Origin of the sequence: Kribbella sp. NPDC050241 (assembly GCF_044459685.1) — a bacterium.
In the GTDB taxonomy this organism is placed as follows: domain Bacteria; phylum Actinomycetota; class Actinomycetes; order Propionibacteriales; family Kribbellaceae; genus Kribbella.
In genome coordinates, this window is record NZ_JBITJE010000003.1 from 226,831 (window position 1) to 248,257 (window position 21,427).

The following is a 21,427-nucleotide window of genomic DNA, read 5'->3' on the forward strand; positions in this document are numbered from 1 at the left end:
TATCGGTGCAGGTCAGCCGGGCTGTAATCCGACCAGCAACCGTTTCGGCGCGCGGAACGACAGGAGCTCGATCATCGGCGGCTTCTCCACCAGCCTGACGGTCGCCAGCAGGTCCGCCGCACACTCCAGCGCTACCCTCGCCTCCAGCCGAGCCAGCCCGGCCCCCAGACAACGGTGGATCCCGATCCCGAACGCCAGGTCCGCCGGTCCACCATGTCCCGTCAACCCCAGCAGCACCGGCGCTCCCGCCGGGACCTCAACGTCACCGATGACCGCAGGCCTGGAGGTCACCCGCCGCCAGGTCGGCACCGACGAGGCCTCCCGCAGCACCGCCTCCACACCATCTGCCGAACGCCTGCCGATAGTGCGGTGGAAGGCAGTGGAAATCAGTTGGGTGGTGGTCTCCTGGCCCGCGATCAGCAGGAAGTACGCGACCGCGCACACCTCCTCATCGGTCAGCCCCAGCCCAACCAGTACGCCGAACAGGTCATCCCCAGTCGCCTGGACGACCCGCTTCCTCAGCCAGCCGTAGAACTCCGCGGCACTGTGCGCGAGTTCCAACTGCCGATCCTCGTCGGGCCAACCCCAGAACAGCTCCAGCGAATCCAGACTCCACGCCTTCAACGCCGGTACGTCGACATCCGCCAACCCAAGCATTTCGAGCACCACCTGCGCCGGCGGCTCTGCGGCCACCGCCTGCACGAGATCGACGTGCTCACCGTCAGCGAGGGCTGTGGTCGCAGCAGCCACCCGCGCAGCCGTCAGCTCTCGGGCGAGGGGCTCGACGGCGGCCACTCGTGCCGGGCTGAAGAAGCGAGCGACCGCGGCCCGGATCGGGCGGTGCGACTCCCCCGCGTTGTTGGCCAACGTCGGCGGCAACGCGAACCCGACCGCCGACAGCACCCGCAACGCCTTCACGGACAGCGGTGTGTGAGCCAGTACGGCGTTGTCCGGCCGGAACGTCGCCGGATCCAGCAGCACCTCACGCGCCTCGGCCGGATTGTCGACAACCCAGTACCCGAGCTCCTCGTCGTACCGCGCCGGGCAACCGCTCATCCGAACCAGCCGGGCGCGGCGGCCGTGAACGCCTCCCGGTCCAGTCGCCCCGCGCCGGCCGGAATCCGCCCGATCACTGGCACCCCGGTGGTCACCGGAAGGTCCTCCAGGTTGCACTGCTCAGCCAGGTCAGGCTCCGCAGGCCAGGACCCGATGATCAGTCCCTGGATGGGAAGCCCGCGGCTCCGGAGCGCCTCGACCGTCAGTCCGGTGTGATTCAGCGTGCCCAGACCCGAGCGAGCAACCACCACAAACGTGAAGGGCATGGTGAGGTGGGAAGCCAGGTCGGCCAGGTCATGGCCCGCGTCGTCGAGCCCAACCAGAAGCCCACCGGCCCCTTCCACCAGAACGGTGTCCCAAGTCGCGGCGAGGTCGTCGATGGACTTGGCCTGCGACTCCACGGATGGGAGGGGCACCTGTGCGCGGCGCGCCGCTGTCGTGGGAGCGAGCGGATCGCGCAGGCGGACCCCCTCGTGCAACTCGGTGAGCCCGGTCAACCGGCGAACCTCGGCCAGGTCGCCCGGCTCATCCGGCCCAACCCCGGTCTGGGCCGGCTTGACCACCGCGACAGACCCGGTAACCCGGGCAGCCAGGGCGGCGGTGGTGATGGTCTTGCCTACTTCTGTGTCCGTGCCGGTGATGAGGATGATCATGAGACCTGGCCGATCGCGGCGAGGATGACGGCGCAGGCGCGGTCCAGGTCTTCGTCGGACAAGCCTGCGTGGGCAGTGAGGCGGAGGCGGCTGATCCCGTCGGGGACAGTCGGCGGACGAAAGCTCCCGACGCGTACGCCGTTGTCCAAGCAGAGCTCGGCGGCACGGACCGCCTCACGTGGACCAGGCATCGGGACGGAGACAACCGCACCGGACGAGGGCGGCACACCACAAGCTGACGCCAACCGGGCTGCCGCGGAGTGGATCGCGGACGGCCGATCGGGCTGGTCCTGAAGTACCCGCAGAGCAGCAAGGGCAGCAGCACACGCCGCCGGGTTCAGACCGGTGTCGTAGATGAAGGGCCGCGACCGGTTGATCAGATGATCGCGAAGAAGCGCAGGCCCGAGCACAACGCCCCCTTGCGCGGCCAGCGCCTTGGACAGCGTCATCGTGACGATCACATGCTCCAGACCAGCCAGACCAGCGGCATGCACCGAACCACGCCCACCACCGGTCACCCCGAGCCCATGCGCCTCGTCCACCAGCAGTACGGCGTCCTGCTCGCGGGCAACCGCAGCCAACTCGACCAACGGCGCCTCGTCGCTCAGCACGCTGAAGACCGACTCCGTCAGCACCAGGGCATGCGGTTCGTTGCGCTCAGCAAGCACCTTGCCGACAGCATCCACGTCATTGTGCGGAACGACCTCGACCCGCGACCGCGACAGCCGGCTCCCGTCGATGAGCGACGCGTGCACGTGATCGTCCGACACCACGAGCGTCCCTGGCCCACCGAGCGCCGTGACCACACCGAGGTTGGCGAGATAGCCGGACGAGAACACGAGTGCCGTCTCCTGGCCGACGTACGCCGCCAGCGACGACTCGAGTTCCTCGTGCAGGGCCGTCGTACCAGTGACCAAGCGGGACGCGGTGGATCCGGTCCCCCATCGGCAGACGGCATCGGCTGCGGCCTCGATCACCCGCGGATCGGACGCCAGGCCGAGATAGTCGTTGCCGGCAAGATCGATCAGCCGCTCGTCGGCCGCGCGAACCCGGAGCCGGCGGGTCAGACCGCGAGCCTCCAACGCAGCCGCTTTGGGGCCGAGCCAGTCTTCGAGCATCAGCCGACCTCCTCCACTGCCCCGGTGATCGCGGCCGCGATGGTGGCGATCTCCTCGTCGGTGCAGACGTACGGCGGCATCGTGTAAACGAGATCGCGGAACGGCCGCACCCACACCCCGCGCCGCAGCGCCGCCTCGGTCATCCGCGGCAGGTCGACCGGCCCACCCAGCTGTACGACGCCGACCGCACCGATCACGCGGACGTCCTTGACCCCAGGCAACGAGGCCGCCGGCGCAAGTCCCGCTGACAATCCTGCCGAGATCTGAGCGACTCGGCCGGCCCAGTCCTGGGACAGCAGGAGGTCGATCGACGCGAGGGCGGCCGAGCACGCCAGGGGGTTCGCCATGAAGGTCGGGCCGTGCATCAGCGCACCGCCGGGTCCGTTCGACACCGTGTGCGCGACATCCGTCGTACACAAAGTGGCGGCCAACGACAGGTAGCCGCCGGTCAGCGCCTTGCCGACGCAGAGGATGTCCGGGTCGATGCCCGCGTGCTCGGAGGCGAAGAGCGTGCCGGTCCGGCCGAAGCCGGTGGCGATCTCGTCCAGGATCAGCAGGAACCCGTGCCGGTCCGCGATCTCCCGCAGTACGCGCAGACAGGCTGGGCTGTAGGGGTACATGCCGCCCGCACCCTGCAGGATCGGCTCGACGATGATGCCGGCGATCTCAGCAGCGTGCCGCTCCGCCAACGCCGACACGGAAGCGGCCCACGCAAGGAACTCCGGATCGTCGTCCGGGCGGTCGAAACCGGCCGGCGGCTGCGGGCCGAAAACCTGCTCCTTCAGTGCGCCCGTGAACAGCGAGTGCATCCCGTTCACCGGGTCGCAGACGCTCATCGGCGCGAACGTGTCGCCGTGGTACCCACCACGGACCGTCAACATCCGGGTCCGGCCGTTGTTGCCTCGGGCAACCTGGTACTGGAGCGCGAGCTTGATCGCGACCTCGACCGACACCGAGCCCGAGTCGCAGAAGAAGACGTGCCGCAACGGTTCGGGGCTGATCTCCACCAGCCGGTCGGCCAGCCGGATCGCCGGCTCGTGGGTCAGCCCGCCGAACATGACATGGCTGAAGTCGTCCACCTGGCTCTTCACCGCCGCGTCCAGCACCGGGTTGCGGTAGCCGTGGATCATGCACCACCAGGACGCCATCGCGTCGATCGCCTCGACGCTGCCGCCGTCCCCGTCGTCCAGGTGCAGACGTACGCCGGACGCGCCCCGGACCATCCGCACCGGTGACGGATCGCTGAGGGAGGAGTACGGATGCCACAGCAGCTCCGCGTCACGCGCCAACATCCCGGACATCAGGACGAGACCTCACCGTGCACCGAGCACCTGGCGGTCCAGCCCATCGGGTGGACCTGGACGATCATCCGACGGTGGCACTGGTCGCAGTACCGGGGCGGCTCCAGCGTCAGCGCTTGGCGGCAGGCGTCGTGGTGTCCGTCAGCGGCCTCGCGGCCGCAGCGACCGCAGTAGACGAGTGTGGTCATAGCGTCTTCTGGAGCTCTTTGACCGGCATCTTGAGCTCGGCCAGCAGGTCGAGGTCCGCGGTCGCCGGGCGGCCCAGCGTGGTCAGGTAGTTGCCGACGATGACGGCATTGATCCCGCCGAGCAGACCATCGCGGGTGCCCAGGTCTCCCAGGGTCAGCTCGCGGCCGCCGGCGTACCGCAGGACCGTGCGCGGCATCGCGAGCCGGAACGCGGCGATGGTCCGGAGCGCATCCTTGCCGGCCATCACCTCCATGTCGCCGAACGGCGTCCCCGGGCGCGGGTTGAGGAAGTTCAGCGGTACCTCGTGCGGGTCCAGCTCGGCCAGCTGCGCGGCCAGCTCGGCGCGCTGCTCCAGCGTCTCGCCCATCCCGACCAGCCCGCCGCAGCACAGCTCCATGCCGGACTCCCTGATCATCTGGCAGGTGTCCCAGCGCTCCTCGAAGGAATGGGTGGTGACGACGTCACCGAAGTACGAGCGGGCCGACTCGAGGTTGTGGTTGTAGCGGTGCACGCCCATCGCCTTGAGCTCGTCCACCTGCTCCTGCGTCAGCATGCCGAGCGAGCAGGCGATGTTGATGTCGACCTCGGCGTTGATCGCCTCGATGCCGGCCTTCACCTGCGCCATCAGCCGCTGGTCCGGGCCGCGGACGGCGGCCACGATGCAGAACTCGGTCGCACCGGTCTTCGCGGTCTCCTTGGCCGCCTCGACCAGCTCCGGGATGTTCAGCCAGACCGAGCGCACCGGCGAGGTGAACTGACCGGACTGGGAGCAGAAGTGACAGTCCTCCGGGCAGCCGCCGGTCTTCAGCGAGATGATGCCCTCGACCTCGACCTCCTCGCCGCACCACTTCACCCGTACGTCGTGGGCGAGTGCGAGCAGCTCGGGCAGCCGGTCGTCGGGCGACCGGAGAACCGCGACCAGTTGTTCCTGGCCCAGACCGACGCCCTGTTCCAGAACCTGCTCACGTGCCACGTCCAGGATGTCGCCCATGGTTCTCCCTGCCTCATCGAACGGTCGGCTCACAGTAGGACAGCCCAGTACGTCGGCACTGCGGTGGGCGTCACGTGAAACACCTGGGGGCGACCTGCCTCAGCCACTCTCCGCACACCCGGGGAAACTTTTTGGATTTTTCTCCGGAACCTCGTAACCCCCTGTAGAAGGGCTCGTTGATGTGTACAGAGGCGGTTACCGCAAGGAAGACCGCCACTCGATTACAGGCAGCGACGAAAAGCTGATCATTACGATCAGCACGCAGAGTGGTCACAACCACTCGCGACAGCTCGAAACTCCTGGAATCGGATGTAGAGTGGGGTACCAAGAGCTCGGGTCGCCAGCTGTGGCTGGTGACCCGATCCCAAAGCGCCGGGCGCCTCACCCCGGCTTGAGTGGGTCCCTCGGGAAACGATTTGGGCGGAAACGTTCCCGAGGGACCTGCTCCCTTTTCCGGGCCTTTTCGCCGAGCCTCAGCACGGACAGTGCTGAGGCTTTCTCATTTCCTTGGGCTCACTGCGGTGGGTTACGCGGGCGCCTTCTGGGGACCTTGACCAAGAACCGGGGGCCTTGAACAGGCAATTCCCTGTCCGAGGTCCCGAGTTCCCGTCCGAGGTCCCGAGTTCCCGTCCGAGGTCCCGAGTTCCCGTCCGAGGTCCCGAGTTCCCGTCCGAGGTCCCGAGTTCCCGTCCGAGGCCCCGATTCTTCGCCGGGGCCGCGTGGTCGGTGTCCTGGGCAGCGCCGACGGCGGGCGCGGGGACTGCGCCGGCCATTGTCGTGTTTGCGTTACGGCTCCGTCACAGACTGCTTCGGTACGATCGGCAGCCGTAGAGCCCCGGGCGCCTCCGCCGGTACGACGGGATGCGCCGGCCGGACCGGCTGGATCCGCTGGTACGCCGATCCGGGGGCCGGCCGGGCGTCGTCCTCACCCTTGTTCGGCCAGAACGCCAGCGCCCGCTCCGCCTGGGCCGTGATCGTCAGCGACGGGTTGACGCCCAGGTTCGCCGAGATCGCCGACCCGTCCAGGATGTGCAGGCCGTCGTACCCGTAGACCCGGTGGTACGGGTCGACCACGCCGGTCTCCGCGGAGTCGCCGATCGCGCAGCCGCCGATGAAGTGCGCGGTCATCGGCACGTTGAACGGCTCGCCGATGGTGCCGCCCGGCGTACCGCGCATCAGTGTCGCCATCCGCCGGACCACCTGGTTCGCGACCGGGATCCACGACGGGTTCGGGGCGCCGTGGCCCTGCTTCGAGGTCAGGCGCCACCGGCCCAGCCGGTCCCGCTTGCCGAACGTGGTGATCGAGTTGTCCGCGGTCTGCATCACCAGCGCGATCACGGTCCGCTCCGACCAGTGCTTCAGGTCGTACAGCCGGCGGATGTTCTTCCGCTGCACGCGGAGCTCCCGCAACCAGGTCCGCCAGCGCGGCCGGTCGCCGTCGCCGTCGGTCAGCACGGTCTGCAGCAGCGACATCACGTTGCTGCCCTTGCCGTACCGGACCGGTTCGATGTGGGTAATGTCGTCCGGGTGGAACGACGACGTGATCGCGACGCCACGGCTGTAGTCGACGTCACGGTCCCTCGCGATTGCCCCCAGCAACGACTCCGAGTTGGTCCGGGTGAGCACACCGAGCCGGTCGGACAGTCGCGGCAGTTTGCCCTCGTCGCGCAATCGGTGCAGCAGTTTCGCCGTACCCAGGGCCGACGCGGCGAACACCACCTGCTGGGCCGTGAAGCGCTTGGTCTGCTTGCGATTCGAGGTACGCCGTACGTCGACGGCGTACCCACCACCTGGAAGCGGCTCGACCGAGGTCACCGTGGTCATCGGATGGACCACGGCGCCGGCCTTCTCGGCCAGGTAGAGGTAGTTCTTGGTCAGCGTGTTCTTCGCGTTGTGCCGGCAGCCGGTCATGCACTCGCCGCAGTCGATACAGCCGGTACGCCGCGGGCCCGCACCACCGAAGTACGGGTCGTCGACCTCGACGCCGGGCTCGCCGAAGAAGACGCCGACCGGGGTCGGGTGGAACGTCTCCCCCACGCCCATGTCGTCGGCGACCTGCTTCATCACCTTGTCGGCCGGGGTGAAACCGGGGTAGGTGGTGACGCCGAGCATCCGCTTGGCCTGGTCGTAGTACGGCGCGAGCTCGGCCTTCCAGTCGGTGATGTGCGCCCACTGGCGGTCGGTGTAGAACGCCGGCAGCGGCTCGTACAGCGTGTTGGCATAGACCAGGCTGCCGCCACCGACGCCGGCTCCGGACAAGATGATCACGTCGCGGAGCGCGCTGATCCGCTGGATGCCGTACCAGCCGAGCTGCGGCGCGAACAGGAACCGCTTCGTGTCCCACGAGTTCTTCGCGAACCCGGCGTCGTCGAACCGCGCGCCGGCTTCGAGTACGGCGACCTTGTATCCCTTCTCGGTCAGCCGCAGCGCGCTGACGCTGCCGCCGAAACCCGACCCGATGATCAGGACGTCGTAGTCGTAACTCATGCACGGCCCAGTTTCTTGAGCACGCGCAGGGCGCCGGTCATCAGTTCGGCGTACGTCTGGTCGGACAGCCCGTGCGAGGCCGCGATCGGCAGGACCCGCTGGGTCGCGATCGCCTGCGAGTCGACGTACCGGCGGATGCCCTCGACGCCCTGGCGGCGCCCGAGCCCGGAGGACCGCATGCCGCCCATCGGGGTGTCGATCGAGCCGAACGTCGCCGCGTAGCCCTCGTTCACGTTGACCGATCCGGCCGTCAACTGGGCCGCGACCGCGCGGCCACGCTTGCCGTCCCGGGTCCAGACGCTCGCGTTCAGGCCGTACTCGCCTTCGTTCGCGCGCTGGATCGCCTCGGACTCGTCGGAGAACCGGTAGATCGACACCACCGGGCCGAAGGTCTCGTTGTCGAAGCACTGCATCTCCGGCGTCACCCCGGACAGCACGGTCGGCTCGTAGAACAGCGGGCCGATGTCCGGCCGCGCCTTGCCACCGGCCAGTACGACGGCGCCCCTGGCCCGCGCGTCCTCGACGTGCCGGGTCACGGTCTCCAGCTGAGCCTTCGAGATCAGCGAACCCATGTCGACGTCCCAGCCGGTCCCCGCGGACAGCCGGATCTTCTTCACCCGGTCCAGGAACGCCGTCACGAACGCGTCGTACACCTGGTCGGCGACGTAGAGGCGCTCCATCGAGACGCACAGCTGCCCGGCGCTGGCGAAGCACGCCCGGACGGCGCCGTCCGCCGCACGGTGCACGTCGGCATCACGCAGTACGAGCATCGGGTTCTTGCCACCGAGCTCGAGGCTGCAGCCGATCAGCCGCTCGCCTGCCTGCCGAGCCACCAGCCGGCCCGTCTTGGTCGAGCCGGTGAAGCAGATGTAGTCGGCGTTCTGGATGATCGCGCCGCCGACGGTCGGGCCGTCACCGTTGACCGGCTGCCACGCCTCCCGCGGCAGACCCGCCTCGTAGAGCAGTTCGATCGCCCGGAGCGCAGTCAGCGGGGTCTGGCTGTCCGGCTTGTGTACGACGGTGTTGCCCGCGAGCACGGCCGGCAGACCATCGGCCATCGCCATGCTGAGCGGGTAGTTCCACGGCGAAATGATGCCGACGACACCCTTCGGCACGAACCGCTGCTCGGCCCGGGTCAGGACCGGGAACATGCCCAGCTTGCGCTGCGGCTCGAGCAACTCGGCCGCCTTGCGCCCGTAGTACCGAGCGGTCAGCGCGACGTGCGCAACCTCCTCGAACGCCTGCTTGCGCGCCTTGCCCGACTCGCGGATCACCAGATCCACCAGCTCGTGCCGGTGGTCGAGGACCAGATCGTGGTACCTCAGCAGGATCGCGGCCCGCTCGGCCAGCGGCACCCGCCGCCAGGTCTGCTGGGTCCTCCGCGCCGACCGGACGGCGGCTTCCACGTCGTCCGGGGCAGACAGGGGCAGATCCGCGATCGGCTGACCGGTCGCCGGCGCGTACGACGTCCGGGTGCCGGCGGTGGCCCGCAACAGCCCCGAAAGCCGCCGGATCACCGACTGATCGGTCGCGTACGACGCAGTCGGATCGAGCTCGGGATCCGCCGGAATCGAGGTCTGCTCACTCATTCATCCAGGCTACCTGCCGGTAATAGCCGTGTCAGCCCTAGGGAATTCCCTCGTGTCTGCCCTGCATCTGCACGTGCATCGCCCAGTAGGGTGATCCGTTGAACCTGCGAAGGGGTGGAACGTCAAGATGGTTGACAGCGGGGGGCTTTGGACGCCTCCTGAGGACGAGCTCGGCGAGGCTCTGCAGACTGCGCAGTTGCTGATCGAGGAGGGCCGCGCCGACGAGGCCGGGCCGTATCAGCAACGCGTCATCGAGCTGGCCAGGGAGCGGGCCGGGGAACACCCGGACCACTACGAGGCCAAGCACCTGATGGCGGCGACGCAGTACGAGTTGGCCGGCTCCCTGAACGCATCCGGCCGGCACGAGGAAGCGCTTGCCGCCTTGCACGAGGCCCAACTCGGCTACACCGAGCTCAGCGACGCAGGCGTCCTCGACGCGACGTCGTTCCTGGCCGACGTGCGCGCGCGGCGGGCGATGACCCAGGCGCATCGCGGTCACGGCGCGACCGCCGTACTGGAGATGGACGGCGCGGTGATCGCGTACGGGCAGCTGGTTAGCGGCCCGGACGGGCCGAAGTATCAGCCGGACTTCGCCCGGGTGCTCGCGATGAACGCGCTGATCCTGCGGCGGTACGGCGATCCCGCGCTCGCGGTCGCCTCGGCGGACGCGGCGACCCAGCTCTTCCTGCAGCTGGCCGATCAGATCAACGACAGCCCCCAGTCGCTGTCGTACGCGCGGTACCTCTGCTCGGCGACCGCGGTCTCGGCCGACGTGCACGCCGCGGAGGGCAGGCTCGACCTCGCGCTCGAGGCGGACGAGATCGGCCTGACCACGGCCGACACCCTCGCGGACTCCGAGTCGGCGACGGACCTGCGCACGCTCGTCGCCGCACTGACCCGGAAGGGCAAGCACCTCGGCATCGTCGGCCGGATCATGGACGGTGAGGCCTGCCTGCGTACGGCGTTCGACACCGACGCGGAGACGGCCGCGCGGGTGACCGAGGAACTGGACCGTGGTCTCCCGCTGAATCTGGTCTCGGCGCTGGAGAACGCGGAGATCAAGCTCGGGCCGTTCGAGCAGTACCACCGGCTGGTGGCGCTGAGCGAGCCTGCGCCGGGGATGACGCTGGCAACGGTGTCCGGGCGGACCGATCCCGACTCGGCCGCCGTACGGGCGAGTGAGCTGGCTGAGCTGGTCGGGCCGTTGTTGCTGCAGGATGTGGACGCGGCGCTGACGCTGGGCTTGGAGTCTCACTACCTGTTCGCGATCTCGTCAGAGCGCGAGTCGCTCCGGATGCGGTACGAGACGAGCACCTATGCGCCGATCTGGGCGAAGGTGCTGCTCGACATCTCGGCGGCGTACCACCAGGCGGGCCGGAGCGAGATGGCCCTCGACCTGGCCGGCTGGTGCGCGGAGGTCGCGACCGCGCTGATTCCGTTCACCGACGACGACACGGTGATGAAGGACCTGGCCGGCTCCTGCTACCGGCATCACGGCGACCTGCTGGCCGCCACCGGCGACCTGATGGCCTCCCAGCACGCCCACGACGCCGCCGAGCAACTCCAGTTGGGCCTGTAACCGCCGGGTCATTGACGGCCCATCTCCCCGGGCGGACGCTGACGCTTAGTGCTCCGTCACGGAGTACTCAAAGGGGGAGATGGTCATGGATGTGGTGGAACTGCACCGGCGGACGACCGACAACTTCGTCCGGCTGGTCAACGAGGTCGGGGCAGATCAGTGGACCGCACCGACGCCGTGCGAGGACTGGGACGTGCGGACACTGGTCAATCACGTCGTCGGTGAGGCGCGCTGGACCGTACCGCTGATGGAGGGCCAGACGATCGCCGAGGTCGGCGACTCGCTGGACGGCGACCTGCTCGGCGACGATCCCGTCGCGGCCGCCACTGCTGCCGCCCGGGCCGCCAAGAGCGCCGCGAACCGGCCGATCGACAAGGTGCACCTCTCGTACGGCGAGGAGGATTCGTCGGAGTACCTGCGCCAACTGGCTGCCGACTACCTCGTGCACGGCTGGGACCTGGCCGCGGCGCTCGGTACGGACGCTCAACTCGATGCCGAGGCGGTCGACGACGTCGCCACCTGGTTCGCGGAGCGCGAGGACATCTACCGCTCGTCCGGCGCGATCGCCGACCGGGTGGAGGGGTTCACCGAGCCGGCCGACGTACTGATCGGCGCGTTCGGGCGCGATCCGCGCTGGTCGACGGCCGGCGGCACCATCGCTCGCTTCGGCGCGGCGTTCGACCAGCAGGACCTGGAGGCGGTGATGGCTCTCGTGACCGACGACTGTGTGTTCGAGTCCACCTCGCCGTCGCCGGATGGCGCGCGGTTCGAGGGAGCGGCCGCCGTACGGGCGGAGTGGGAGAAGCTGTTCGCCGGGACCGAGGATCCGCGGTTCGAGACCGAGGAGACGGTGGTTCTCGGCAATCGTGCCGTGGTGCGGTGGCGGTACTCGTGGCGGGAGGCGTCCGGTGAGCGCGGTCATGTGCGCGGGGTCGACGTACTGCGGCTCCGGGACGGGAAGGTGGCGGAGAAGCTGTCCTACGTGAAGGGCTAGCTGTCCTGGATTTCGGTTTTCAGGGCGCCGACGAACAGGCCGGCTTCGAGTTCGGTCATGCCGGTCTCGGAGACGACCAGCGCAGTCGCCTGGTGGAGTTCACCTGCGGCCTTGAGGGCGCGGGTGCGCTCGGCCAGGTTCGTGCCCGGCCTGCGGACGAGCGGCGTCCCGGTGGTGGGCGGCACGTACCGGCCGAGGCGGATGTCGTCGACGAGTTCCTTGGCTGCTTTCAGGTCCAGGCCGGTTCGGTCCCGGATCAGTTTGACCGCGTGCACCGTCTTCTTGGTGGTGATCAGGAAGCGCACCTGGTCCACATCGTCTGCGGAGAGTCTGGCCCGCGCGGCGGCGAGGGCAACGTTGTCTGCGTCCTGGCTGCTCCGTCGGCTGAACCATCCCATGCGGCAATCCTTCCAGAACTCCCCAACCAACGAGCACCCGACGCACGTCGGCCTACCCGGCGAGCGTTCTCCTGATCTCGGGCCAGGCGAGGGCTCCGAGTTGGCGGTCGGCCTCGACCGTTCCGCCACGGGCCATCCGTTGCCCGCCGGTCTTGGCCTGCTCGCCGGGGAACAACGGCCGGTGCCCGGCTCGCGCCGCGAACACGGTGCGCGTACCGAGTTCGCCGCGCGACCTCGCGATCTGCTCGGCGAACTCCACCGACGGCCAGACCTTGTCGTCCCCGCCAGCAACCAGCAGCACCTCGCCCCGGATCCGTTCCACTGGAATCCGGGCCGCCTCCGCCTCAGCGGCGTACCGCTTGAGACTCCCGCGGTACCAGCCGACGAAGCTCGGCGGGTCGTCGTCCGTCTGCCAGTCCGGGTCGTACGGCACGAACGGCAGCGGTTCGCCCCGCCAGGTCCACGCTGACGTCTGCCGACCGGCATCGTTCCAGCCCCAGACGTAGGCGCTCGGCGACAACCCGATCACTGCGTCGATCCGCTCGTCGCGCGCACCGAGCAGCAGCGCTGCCTCCGCCCCGCGGGACACGCCCATCACGACGAGCCGGTCGTTGCGGGCCGCCAGTTCGTCCAGCGGGAACGACTCCAGCGCGATCTCGCTGATCGGTCCGTCGAACCACTGCGGCGCCAGTACGTCGTACCCCTCGGCCTCGAGGATCCGGGCGCGCCCGAGGTCCGGTGTACCGCTGGATCCGTGCAGGAGCAGGACGCCCGTACTCAACCGACGACGACCTCGACCCGCTGGAACTCCTTGAGCTCCGTGTAGCCGGTGGTGGCCATCGCGCGCTTGAGCGCGCCGACCAGGTTCATCGTGCCGTCCGGCACCCAGGAAGGGCCGAACAGGATCTGCTCGAGCGTCCCGGTGACGCCGACCTCGACCCGCTCGCCGCGGGGCAGGTCCGCGTGCCAGGCCTCGGCACCCCAGTGGAAACCGCCGCCCGGTGCGTCGCTCGCCCGGGCCAGCGGCGAACCGACCATGACCGCGTCGGCACCACAGGCGATCGCCTTCGCCACGTCGCCGGACCGGCCGACTGACCCGTCCGCGATCACGTGCACGTAGCGACCGCCGGACTCGTCCATGTAGTCGCGCCGCGCGGCCGCGACGTCAGCCACCGCGGATGCCATCGGCACGGCGACACCGAGCACCTTGCGCGTGGTGTGGGCCGCACCGCCACCGAAGCCGACCAGTACGCCGGCTGCCCCGGTCCGCATCAGGTGCAACGCAGCCTGGTGCGTCGCGCACCCGCCCACGATCACCGGTACGTCGAGGTCGTAGATGAACTGCTTCAGGTTCAGCGGCTCCGCCTGGCCCGACACATGCTCGGCGGAGACCGTCGTACCGCGGATGACGAACAGGTCGACGCCCGCATCCACGACATGCTTGGCGAACTGCTTGGTCCGCTGCGGCGACAGCGCGCCGGCCACGGTGACACCGGAATCGCGGATCTCCTGCACTCGCTGCGAGATCAGCTCGGGCTTGATCGGCGCCGAGTAGATCTCCTGCAACCGGGTGGTCGCCTGCTGCAGGCTGATCGAGGTGATCTCCTCGAGCAGGCTGGTCGGGTCCTCGTACCGGGTCCAGAGGCCCTCGAGGTTCAGTACGCCGAGGCCGCCGGCCTTGCCGATCGCGATCGCGCTGGCCGGCGACATCACCGAGTCCATCGGCGCGGCCAGGATCGGCAACTCGAACCGGTACGCGTCGATCTGCCAGGCCACCGAGACCTCCTCGGGGTCCCGCGTCCGCCGCGACGGCACGATCGCGATGTCGTCGAACGCGTACGCCTGCCGCCCCCGCTTCGCGCGGCCGATCTCGATCTCGGTCATGCCCGCAGCCTACCGGCCGCCCCACCCCAGGTCAGGACGCGCCCAGCCCCGGCCCCCCGGTGGCCGCCTACGAGCGACCCTCTCCACGTCGGCTCTCACGCGGTCGGCTCCGGCGGCGGGTCAGGCCAGCTGCGCTGCCGCTCCAGCTCCGCTCGCAGCTTGGGACCGAGGAGGCTCTCAATCTCCGCGCCGCGGTCGCCTCGGTTCGGCAGCATTTCGACGAACGACACCGCGATCACGTTGTCGACATCCGCATCAGCGCCGTACTCCGCCTCCAGAAAATCGAGGAGTGGCCGGACGACCTGACCACGGCCGGAGGCGACGAGGTCGGCAGCCTCCAACACGATCTCGCCCATGAACGCGTGCGGCAGCGGGCGCCCCCGGTGTTCCTCCGCATGCGATACGACTCGACTACGGAGTCCTGGGACGGCGTCACCCAGCCGGTAGAGAAAGTCCACCGTAGCCGCAGGTACCGACTGGATATCGGCTTGGAACCGACGCAGGCGAGCCGCTCGGAGCCGGGGCCCGAGGAGCTCGAGAACGCGCGCGTATCTGCTATCCGGCTCCGGAAGATTCGCCAGAAAGGTCGTTTCGATCAACTCGTCGATCTCAGGATCGTGCCCGAACTCCGACTCGAGGAATGCGAAGAGCTGACGCATGGTCGCGACATCCTCAGGAGGGCCCTCCATCGCACGTCGTCCGCAGTCCAGCGCGAGATCCAGCAGGAATCCTTGGAGGTCCGGTGCTTCGAGTCCAAGTTCGGCGTACTCCTGAGCGTTGGTCTGCCGAAACAACTCCATTTCACCGTGGAGACTCGGCACCGCCGAGTACAGTCGTTGTTCCAGTGCATCCTCGGCTACGGACATCAGTTCGGCCTCTTCGTATTCAGTGCGTTGGTCAATCGCTTCATCAAAGCCCGGGCGATCCTGATGTCACGAGCGGAGGCATCGGGATGCCGCTCGACCCAGTTCGCCAGGTCTCTCTTGGTCTGCTCAGCCTTCTGGATATGACGCGTCCAATGGGTCCGGCGACCGGTCAGGAGCTCGTTCCGTACGGCGTCCATTGTGGTGCCATCACCCGTCCGTTTCGGATTGGCGGTCCCTTTGTAGAGGTTCTTGATGATGTCCTGGAGCTTGCCGTCGGCTACGACAGGCATCTCGGCCGGCGGCTGCTGCTCGAGCCCGCTCGGCTCGCTCTCAGGTTGTCGAGACGATCCGCTGGAGCTGCCGCTGGTGGTGCGGCTTCGGGCGCCGGCGGTCATGAGGAGGATGCCGGAGAGGCCTAGGGCGGTGGCGGCTTCGGTGGTGATGGCTGTCGTGGCGATGCCGCCGGTGGCCAGGGCCAGGGCGCCGGGCGGGAAGAGGGCGAAGAGGGCCAGGACGGTGAGCGTGAAGCCGACGATCAGGAGTACGTCGTCCAGTGCGTCCAGGAGATGGGCGTTGAGGGCCACGTGGTCGTCGAGTTCGGTGCCGGTGAGGCGGAGGTAGAGGAGGAGGGTGCCGATGGAGAGCCCGCCCAGAGCCACCAGGACGCGGAAGCGGGCTGCGGCGATCAGGTCGCCGCGAGGCGACTTGGCGGTACGGCGTACTTCGAACAAGCCTGCGATGAGTCGCCAGAGGATCCAGACGAGGGCAACGACTGCGGACCCGAGCATCAGCTTGGCGCCAACGCCCGTGGCGAACGATTGCTGGAGGCCTGCTCTGGAGGGGGAGGATCCGACGATCGCGAGTAGCAGGGCTGGGATCATCAGGGCCAGCCAGACGATGACCAGTAGTGCTCGGCGTTTCCACCTGATGGCCGCGAGGAGGGTCTGCCGGACGTGGAGGCCGCGCCAGGCCCGACGATCCCCCGCTGCTTGCATCTCGGTGACGATCTCGCTGACGACTCCACGGAGCGGCTCGGCCGTGGCGGGTGTGGTTCGAGCGGCGAGGAACCACAGCGATCGGCGTACGAGGATGAAGCGCAACGCGATCCAGCCGGTCCACGGGAGGGCGGTCAGGCTGAAGCGGAGTATGGCGAGTCGACCGCCAGGGAGCAGGGGTACGGCGGACTTGACCCAGCGGAAGGTCTTCAGATCAAGGGCCATCGCGATCGCGAGACCGGTAAGAGGCACCAGCCAGAGCACGTTCTCCAGCGCGCTGTTGAAGGGCTCGGCCGACGACTTCGAGTTGACCGCCACGTAGTTGTGCAGGGTGTGCAGACCGCACGCGACGCCGATCGGAAGTAGACCGAGCAGCTTGGCCCAACGTCGCCCCCGGAGCAGGAGCCCAACGCCCAGGGCGGCGAGCGCTGACCACGCCAGATGGATGCTCGTTCCTGACGAAAGAGAGCTGAGCTTCATCAGGTCGGAGACGTCGAGCGAGCCGGCCGGGGCTGGGAACGCCGTCGACAGGACCTGCCTGATCCCTGGGATGTACGGCGAGCTGAAGCCCGGCAGGATCCAGCCGCCGCCCGAGATCGGGATGGCCTGATCAGAGTCTGTCCCGAAGCGGCCGAAGGCTTCGAGCAAGCCGAAGCCTGCACCCAGGGCGGCGCCGAGGACGACGTAGTCGGTCAGGCCATGCTGGAGACGCGAGCGGACGTTGATGCCGATCAGCAGCAGCGGCACGATCTTGACCAGCTCTTCGATGGTCGGATCGATCGTGTAGCTCGCCTGCCGGATCGCGTCCGACAGTTGCACGTCAGAGCTGGCCGCGAGGCTGTGCGCCGCAAGTAGTTCGAGCGCGAGCCCCAGGGCGCCGCATGCGTACACGCCAACTGCGACGGCCAGGAATGCTGTCGGAAGTCGGACTGTGCGCGTAGGCCAGGCGAGGACGAGGAGTTGGAGGACGCCGTACAGCGTGGCGGCCAGCATCAGCAGAACCATGGAGCCCCAGCCATCCGGTACGCAGAGTCGCCGGAACATAACCGACTGAAGGGTCAGTGGACGCGGAACAGCCCCACACGGTCTGTGTGGGGCTGTTCGGGGTTGGTCAGTGGCCGGAGTAGTTGGGGGCTTCGACTGTCATTTGGATGTCGTGGGGGTGGGACTCCTGGAGGCCGGCTGAGGTGATGCGGACGAAGCGGCCCTTCTCCTGGAGCTCCGGGACGGTGCGGGAGCCGCAGTACCACATCGACTGGCGGAGGCCGCCGACGAGCTGGTGGGCGACGGCCGCGAGCGGGCCGCGGTACGGGACCTGGCCCTCGACTCCCTCGGCGATCAGCTTCTCGTCGCTGCCGACGTCGCTCTGGAAGTAGCGGTCCTTGGAGTACGACTTGCGCAGGCCGCCGGACTGCATCGCGCCGAGCGAACCCATCCCGCGGTACGCCTTGAACTGCTTGCCGTTGATGAAGACCAGGTCGCCCGGGGACTCCTCGCAGCCGGCCAGCAGCGAACCCAGCATCACGGTGTCCGCGCCGGCAACGAGCGCCTTGGCGATGTCACCGGAGTACTGCAGGCCGCCGTCCCCGATCACCGGTACGCCGGCCGGCTTGCACGCCAGCGAGGCCTCGTAGATCGCGGTGACCTGCGGTACGCCGACGCCGGACACGACCCGCGTCGTACAGATCGACCCCGGTCCGACGCCGACCTTGACGCCGTCCGCGCCCGCGTCGACCAGCGCCTGGGCGCCGGCCCGGGTCCCGACGTTGCCGCCGACGACGTCGACGCCGCGGGTGGCCGGGTCGGCCTTGAGTTTGCGGATGATCTCCAACTGGGCCTGGGAGTGACCGTGCGCGGTGTCCACGACAAGCACGTCGACGCCGGCCTCGACGAGCGTCATCGCCCGCTTGTAGGCCTCACCGAAGAAGCCGATCGCGCCACCGACCCGCAGCCGGCCCGAATCGTCCTTGGTGGACAGCGGGAACTTGTCGCGCTTGACGAAGTCCTTCAGCGTGATCAGGCCGGTCAGCTTGCCGGCGTCGTCGACCAGCGGCAGCTTCTCCACCTTGTGCTTGCTGAGCAGCGCCATCGCGTCGTCGGCGGAGATGCCCTGCTTGCCGGTGATCAGCGGCTGCTTGGTCATCACCTCGTGCACCGGCCGGGACAGGTCGTTCTCGAACCGCATGTCGCGGTTCGTCACGATGCCGACGAGTACGCCGGCGTTGTCGACCACCGGGACGCCGGAGATCCGGTACTGCGCGCAGAGCGCGTCGGCCTCGCCGATGCTGGCGTCGGGGCCGATGGTGATCGGCTGAGCGATCATGCCGGATTCGGAGCGCTTGACCAGGTCGACCTGCTGAGCCTGGTCCTCGATCGAGAGGTTGCGATGCAGGACACCGAGGCCGCCCTGTCGGGCCATGGCGATCGCCATCCGCGCCTCGGTGACGGTGTCCATCGCGCTGGACAGCAGCGGGATGTTCACCTCGATGTTGCGGCTGACCCGGGACCGGGTGCTCGCCTCGGACGGGATGACGTCGGACTCGTTGGGCTGCAGCAGCACATCGTCGAAGGTGAGGCCGAGGACGGCGAACTTGTCGGGAACTCCAGCGGGTGTGATGTCCATGGGGGAAACAGGCACCTTTGCACGGCGAGATCGGAACCCCATCCTAGCCGCGCCGCACGAGTCCCCCGAACCGCCCGGTCACACCACCCGCCGCGGACCGGCGGCGGGTGGTGTGCGGGTCAGTTCGTCCGCTTGTTGACCACGCCCAGGATCTGCAGGACGGTCTGGTCCTCCAGCGAGCCGTGGGTGCGCTCGATGGCGGCGTGCTTGCCCTCGGCGTACTGGCCGGTGGAGTGCTTGCCCTGGGGGTACGTCGCCTTCACGGAACCGCTCGAGACCTCGCCGCTGGAGTGCTTCGCGTCCGCAGTGGCGCTGAAGAACGTCTCGGCACTCTTCAGCTCGGCCACGACCCCGGTCGGGGTCGGCAGCACCGGCAGGACCTTCTCCAGCAGGTCGGTCAAGGCGCCGCCCGCAGGCTCCTGGTTGTCACCAGGCTGCTCGGGCGCCGGGTTCGTGTCGCCCGGGACCGTCTGGCTGCCGCTGTCCGAGCCGGCGTCGCCGGTGCTCGAGTCGCCTGAGCCCGTGCCGGTGTCGCCGCTCGGCGCCGTACTCGGCGGCGTCGTCGTGTCGCCGTTGTCCGTCCCGGTCTCGCCGTTGTCCGGCGGGGTCGACGGCGGGTCGGTCGGCTCCGTGGCCGGCGGCGTCGTCGGGTCCGTCGGCGGCGCAGTCGGGTCCGTCGGCGGCGCAGTCGGGTCCGTCGGCGGCGCAGTCGGGTCCGTCGGCGGCGCAGTCGGGTCCGTCGGGGGCGCAGTCGGGTCCTGCGTCGGGTCCGACGTGGGCGGATCCGTCGGGGCGGAGCCCGGCTCGTCGGTCTGACCGTTGCCCGTCTGGCCCGGCGGCTGCGTCGCCGGCGGCACCACCGGCTGCTGGATGATGCTCGGCAGCTCCTTCGGGAGCGGCCTGGCCAGCGGCGGGTTCACGTCGGTGGTCGCCTGCGGGAGCTGGTCGGCCGCGACGGTCCCGTCGGACTTCGCCTTCTCCTCGGCGGCCTTCTCTTCCTGCTTCTTCTGGTAGTCCTTGGCGACCTTGACGATCTTGGTCTTGTCGACCACCGGCATACCGTCGAGCTGTTCCTTCGGGAAGCTGGTCTGCGGGCGGACCGCGTCGACCATCTTCTCGATGACCTTCTCGTACGGCGACAACGGGTCGCCGGTGACCGCGGCGGCCACTCCGGAGACCGACAGCGCGGCCACGGCGGCGACACCGAGTGCCAGACCGCGGGCCGCCACCTTGCGGGCGAACGGGTCCGTCACCGGGTTCAGAGCCGCGCAGCGCGCCAGGAAGCTCTCCGGGTCGTCGATCGTCTCGACCGGGAGTTCGTCCTCCACCTCCACCGCGAGCCGTAGCTCTGCCAGCAGCTTGACGGCCGGGTCGTGCTCTCCCGCGCCGAGCGCGGTCTCCCCACCAACGGCCAGTAGGTCGAGCAGTGCGTCATCAGCGTCGATCGCGTCGAGATCGAAACGGTCAGCCATGATGCCCCTCCCCTGCTCCTCTTTCCAGCTGTGCCTCATGCCCCACAAACCCCCTGAGCGTGTTCAACGCTCGATGTTGTGCGACCCTCACCGCCCCCGGTGTCATCCCCAGTGCCCGGCCGGTCTCCTCGGCTGACATCCCCGCTACCACCCGGAGCCGCAGGATCTCCCGCAGCTTCACCGGCAACTTGTCCAGCAGCCCCATGATGTGCTGGACCTCCGAATGCCGGACCGCGTGCTCCTCCGGCGTCGGTGACTCGTCCGCGCCGTCCGGCAGGTCCGGCGTCGAAACGTCGGCCACCGCGAACGCACGCTGGGCATCGGCGACCTTGCGGGCCGCGATGCCGTAGACGAAAGCCTCGAAGGGCCTCCCCTCGTCGCGGTACCGGCCGAGTGCGCCGAACACCGCGACACAAACCTCCTGCGCGACGTCGTCGACCATGTCGGCGCCGCCCGGATAGGTCCACAGCCTCGACCGCACATAGCGGTGGGCGACGGCACGCACCCTGGTGAGCAGGTCGTTCAGAGCTGTCCGATCGCCTTCGCTCGCGCGAGCGGCAAGATCTCGAAGCTCGACCCGGTCGTGGGTGTGTGGTACTTGGACCTCGGTCACCCTCGCCCCCTCGTGTCGGACCGGTCAGCCTGAAAGATGGTACGGCTCTCACCTTCCGTTGCCTAGTGGCAATTCGTGATCACCACCAGATTCTGGTCACGATCTGTCACTACTGGCCCGTACGGATTTCCTACCGCTCGATCCTCGTCCTTAGCTGGGGGCGTCGAAGTGGATCAGCTCGGAGGCCTGGTCGCCACCCCAGTCGATCGGCGTGCGGCCGGTCTCCAGCCATCCGGCCCGCCGGTACAGCCGCTCGGCCGCGCCGCGATTGTCCACGACCTCCAAGGACAGCTTCCGCCCGAGCTCAGCCGCCGTCTTCACCGAATGATCCAGCAACTGCCGTCCGATCCCCGCGCGGGTCGCCTTCGGATCCACGAACAACCGCTCCACGCACACCCCGTCAGACCCGTTGGCGGTCAGCGCCACGTGCCCCACCACGCGCCCGTCGCTGACAGCCACCCAGCACCCGAGCCCGTCCTCCGGCGTCAACCACTTCCGCGCATCCGCCGGCCAGTTCACCGGGTACCCGGCCACCTCGTGCACATCCCGCAACAGCCGGACGCAGATGTCCAGGTCCTGCTTGCCACGTTCTCTGATCAGCGTCACAAGCCCATCCCAA

19 protein-coding genes are annotated in these 21,427 nt (G+C 68.7%); 2 read left to right on the forward strand and 17 right to left on the reverse strand.

What is annotated here, in order from left to right; translation table 11 throughout:
• Positions 1–12: 12 nt before the first annotated feature.
• The 8 genes from ACIBG5_RS15645 to ACIBG5_RS15680 all read right to left on the reverse strand — a co-directional run bounded on the left by ACIBG5_RS15645 (position 13) and on the right by ACIBG5_RS15680 (position 9,384).
• Positions 13–1,056 carry a hypothetical protein gene (locus ACIBG5_RS15645; protein WP_396392228.1) on the reverse strand — a complete coding sequence of 348 codons (1,044 nt, stop codon included), beginning with the start codon at positions 1,054–1,056 and terminating at the stop codon, positions 13–15.
• Positions 1,053–1,709: a dethiobiotin synthase gene (gene bioD / locus ACIBG5_RS15650; protein WP_396392229.1), complete on the reverse strand. Its 657-nt coding sequence runs from the start codon at positions 1,707–1,709 to the stop codon at positions 1,053–1,055. Before bioD ends, ACIBG5_RS15645 begins: the two co-directional genes overlap by 4 nt.
• Positions 1,706–2,827 (reverse strand): 8-amino-7-oxononanoate synthase, encoded by a 1,122-nt coding sequence (locus ACIBG5_RS15655; protein ID WP_396392230.1) that lies wholly within the window; start codon positions 2,825–2,827, stop codon positions 1,706–1,708. Before ACIBG5_RS15655 ends, bioD begins: the two co-directional genes overlap by 4 nt.
• A complete protein-coding gene (locus ACIBG5_RS15660; RefSeq protein ID WP_396392231.1) occupies positions 2,827–4,128 on the reverse strand; it encodes an adenosylmethionine--8-amino-7-oxononanoate transaminase in 1,302 nt (433 codons plus the stop codon). The genes ACIBG5_RS15655 and ACIBG5_RS15660 overlap by 1 nt, the downstream gene beginning before the upstream one ends.
• Positions 4,128–4,316: a hypothetical protein gene (locus ACIBG5_RS15665; RefSeq protein ID WP_396392232.1), complete on the reverse strand. Its 189-nt coding sequence runs from the start codon at positions 4,314–4,316 to the stop codon at positions 4,128–4,130. Before ACIBG5_RS15665 ends, ACIBG5_RS15660 begins: the two co-directional genes overlap by 1 nt.
• Positions 4,313–5,308 (reverse strand): biotin synthase BioB, encoded by a 996-nt coding sequence (gene bioB / locus ACIBG5_RS15670; protein ID WP_396392233.1) that lies wholly within the window; start codon positions 5,306–5,308, stop codon positions 4,313–4,315. Before bioB ends, ACIBG5_RS15665 begins: the two co-directional genes overlap by 4 nt.
• A 786-nt stretch (positions 5,309–6,094) precedes the next feature.
• Positions 6,095–7,795: a GMC oxidoreductase gene (locus tag ACIBG5_RS15675; RefSeq protein ID WP_396392234.1), complete on the reverse strand. Its 1,701-nt coding sequence runs from the start codon at positions 7,793–7,795 to the stop codon at positions 6,095–6,097.
• Positions 7,792–9,384, reverse strand: a complete 1,593-nt coding sequence (locus tag ACIBG5_RS15680) for a succinic semialdehyde dehydrogenase (protein WP_396392235.1) — start codon at positions 9,382–9,384, stop codon at positions 7,792–7,794. The genes ACIBG5_RS15675 and ACIBG5_RS15680 overlap by 4 nt, the downstream gene beginning before the upstream one ends.
• Positions 9,385–9,511: 127 nt before the next feature.
• Here ACIBG5_RS15680 and ACIBG5_RS15685 point away from each other — a divergent pair, with 127 nt between their 5' ends.
• Together ACIBG5_RS15685 and ACIBG5_RS15690 are read left to right on the forward strand one after the other, a co-directional pair.
• Positions 9,512–10,963 (forward strand): hypothetical protein, encoded by a 1,452-nt coding sequence (locus tag ACIBG5_RS15685; RefSeq protein WP_396392236.1) that lies wholly within the window; start codon positions 9,512–9,514, stop codon positions 10,961–10,963.
• 85 nt (positions 10,964–11,048) lie between these two features.
• The gene (locus ACIBG5_RS15690) at positions 11,049–11,957 is read left to right on the forward strand and encodes a TIGR03086 family metal-binding protein (protein ID WP_396392237.1); all 909 of its coding nucleotides are present in this window, start codon (positions 11,049–11,051) and stop codon (positions 11,955–11,957) included.
• Here the strand turns inward: ACIBG5_RS15690 and ACIBG5_RS15695 are convergent.
• From ACIBG5_RS15695 to ACIBG5_RS15735, 9 genes are all read right to left on the reverse strand, one after another.
• A complete protein-coding gene (locus ACIBG5_RS15695) occupies positions 11,954–12,355 on the reverse strand; it encodes a hypothetical protein (protein WP_396392238.1) in 402 nt (133 codons plus the stop codon). The genes ACIBG5_RS15690 and ACIBG5_RS15695 overlap by 4 nt on opposite strands.
• 52 nt (positions 12,356–12,407) lie before the next feature.
• On the reverse strand, positions 12,408–13,136 hold the full coding sequence (locus ACIBG5_RS15700; protein WP_396392239.1) for an acyl-CoA thioester hydrolase/BAAT C-terminal domain-containing protein: 729 nt from the start codon (positions 13,134–13,136) through the stop codon (positions 12,408–12,410).
• Positions 13,133–14,239, reverse strand: coding sequence for a GuaB3 family IMP dehydrogenase-related protein (locus ACIBG5_RS15705; protein ID WP_131360821.1), 1,107 nt, complete (start codon positions 14,237–14,239; stop codon positions 13,133–13,135). Before ACIBG5_RS15705 ends, ACIBG5_RS15700 begins: the two co-directional genes overlap by 4 nt.
• 95 nt (positions 14,240–14,334) lie before the next feature.
• Positions 14,335–15,039, reverse strand: a complete 705-nt coding sequence (locus ACIBG5_RS15710; protein ID WP_396392240.1) for a hypothetical protein — start codon at positions 15,037–15,039, stop codon at positions 14,335–14,337.
• Positions 15,040–15,104: 65 nt separating this feature from the next.
• Positions 15,105–17,105, reverse strand: coding sequence for a hypothetical protein (locus ACIBG5_RS15715; RefSeq protein WP_396392241.1), 2,001 nt, complete (start codon positions 17,103–17,105; stop codon positions 15,105–15,107).
• 106 nt (positions 17,106–17,211) lie between these two features.
• On the reverse strand, positions 17,212–18,723 hold the full coding sequence (gene guaB / locus ACIBG5_RS15720) for an IMP dehydrogenase (RefSeq protein WP_396392242.1): 1,512 nt from the start codon (positions 18,721–18,723) through the stop codon (positions 17,212–17,214).
• 119 nt (positions 18,724–18,842) lie between these two features.
• Positions 18,843–20,195, reverse strand: a complete 1,353-nt coding sequence (locus ACIBG5_RS15725; RefSeq protein WP_396392243.1) for a hypothetical protein — start codon at positions 20,193–20,195, stop codon at positions 18,843–18,845.
• Positions 20,188–20,808: an RNA polymerase sigma factor ShbA gene (shbA, locus tag ACIBG5_RS15730; RefSeq protein ID WP_396392244.1), complete on the reverse strand. Its 621-nt coding sequence runs from the start codon at positions 20,806–20,808 to the stop codon at positions 20,188–20,190. Before shbA ends, ACIBG5_RS15725 begins: the two co-directional genes overlap by 8 nt.
• A 150-nt stretch (positions 20,809–20,958) precedes the next feature.
• Positions 20,959–21,414: a GNAT family N-acetyltransferase gene (locus ACIBG5_RS15735; protein WP_396392245.1), complete on the reverse strand. Its 456-nt coding sequence runs from the start codon at positions 21,412–21,414 to the stop codon at positions 20,959–20,961.
• Positions 21,415–21,427 lie beyond the last annotated feature (13 nt).

Bases quoted from the DNA above. Each gene is read 5' to 3' on its own strand.
- ACIBG5_RS15645 (WP_396392228.1), bottom strand. From the start codon at position 1,056: ATGAGCGGTTGCCCGGCGCGGTACGACGAGGAGCTCGGGTACTGGGTT.
- ACIBG5_RS15725 (WP_396392243.1), bottom strand. From the start codon at position 20,195: ATGGCTGACCGTTTCGATCTCGACGCGATCGACGCTGATGACGCACTG.
- guaB (WP_396392242.1), bottom strand. From the start codon at position 18,723: ATGGACATCACACCCGCTGGAGTTCCCGACAAGTTCGCCGTCCTCGGC.
- ACIBG5_RS15705 (WP_131360821.1), bottom strand. From the start codon at position 14,239: ATGACCGAGATCGAGATCGGCCGCGCGAAGCGGGGGCGGCAGGCGTAC.
- ACIBG5_RS15665 (WP_396392232.1), bottom strand. From the start codon at position 4,316: ATGACCACACTCGTCTACTGCGGTCGCTGCGGCCGCGAGGCCGCTGAC.
- bioD (WP_396392229.1), bottom strand. From the start codon at position 1,709: ATGATCATCCTCATCACCGGCACGGACACAGAAGTAGGCAAGACCATC.
- ACIBG5_RS15685 (WP_396392236.1), top strand. From the start codon at position 9,512: ATGGTTGACAGCGGGGGGCTTTGGACGCCTCCTGAGGACGAGCTCGGC.
- ACIBG5_RS15675 (WP_396392234.1), bottom strand. From the start codon at position 7,795: ATGAGTTACGACTACGACGTCCTGATCATCGGGTCGGGTTTCGGCGGC.
- ACIBG5_RS15710 (WP_396392240.1), bottom strand. From the start codon at position 15,039: ATGGAGTTGTTTCGGCAGACCAACGCTCAGGAGTACGCCGAACTTGGA.
- ACIBG5_RS15690 (WP_396392237.1), top strand. From the start codon at position 11,049: ATGGATGTGGTGGAACTGCACCGGCGGACGACCGACAACTTCGTCCGG.
- ACIBG5_RS15715 (WP_396392241.1), bottom strand. From the start codon at position 17,105: ATGGTTCTGCTGATGCTGGCCGCCACGCTGTACGGCGTCCTCCAACTC.
- ACIBG5_RS15680 (WP_396392235.1), bottom strand. From the start codon at position 9,384: ATGAGTGAGCAGACCTCGATTCCGGCGGATCCCGAGCTCGATCCGACT.
- ACIBG5_RS15660 (WP_396392231.1), bottom strand. From the start codon at position 4,128: ATGTCCGGGATGTTGGCGCGTGACGCGGAGCTGCTGTGGCATCCGTAC.
- ACIBG5_RS15695 (WP_396392238.1), bottom strand. From the start codon at position 12,355: ATGGGATGGTTCAGCCGACGGAGCAGCCAGGACGCAGACAACGTTGCC.
- bioB (WP_396392233.1), bottom strand. From the start codon at position 5,308: ATGGGCGACATCCTGGACGTGGCACGTGAGCAGGTTCTGGAACAGGGC.
- ACIBG5_RS15655 (WP_396392230.1), bottom strand. From the start codon at position 2,827: ATGCTCGAAGACTGGCTCGGCCCCAAAGCGGCTGCGTTGGAGGCTCGC.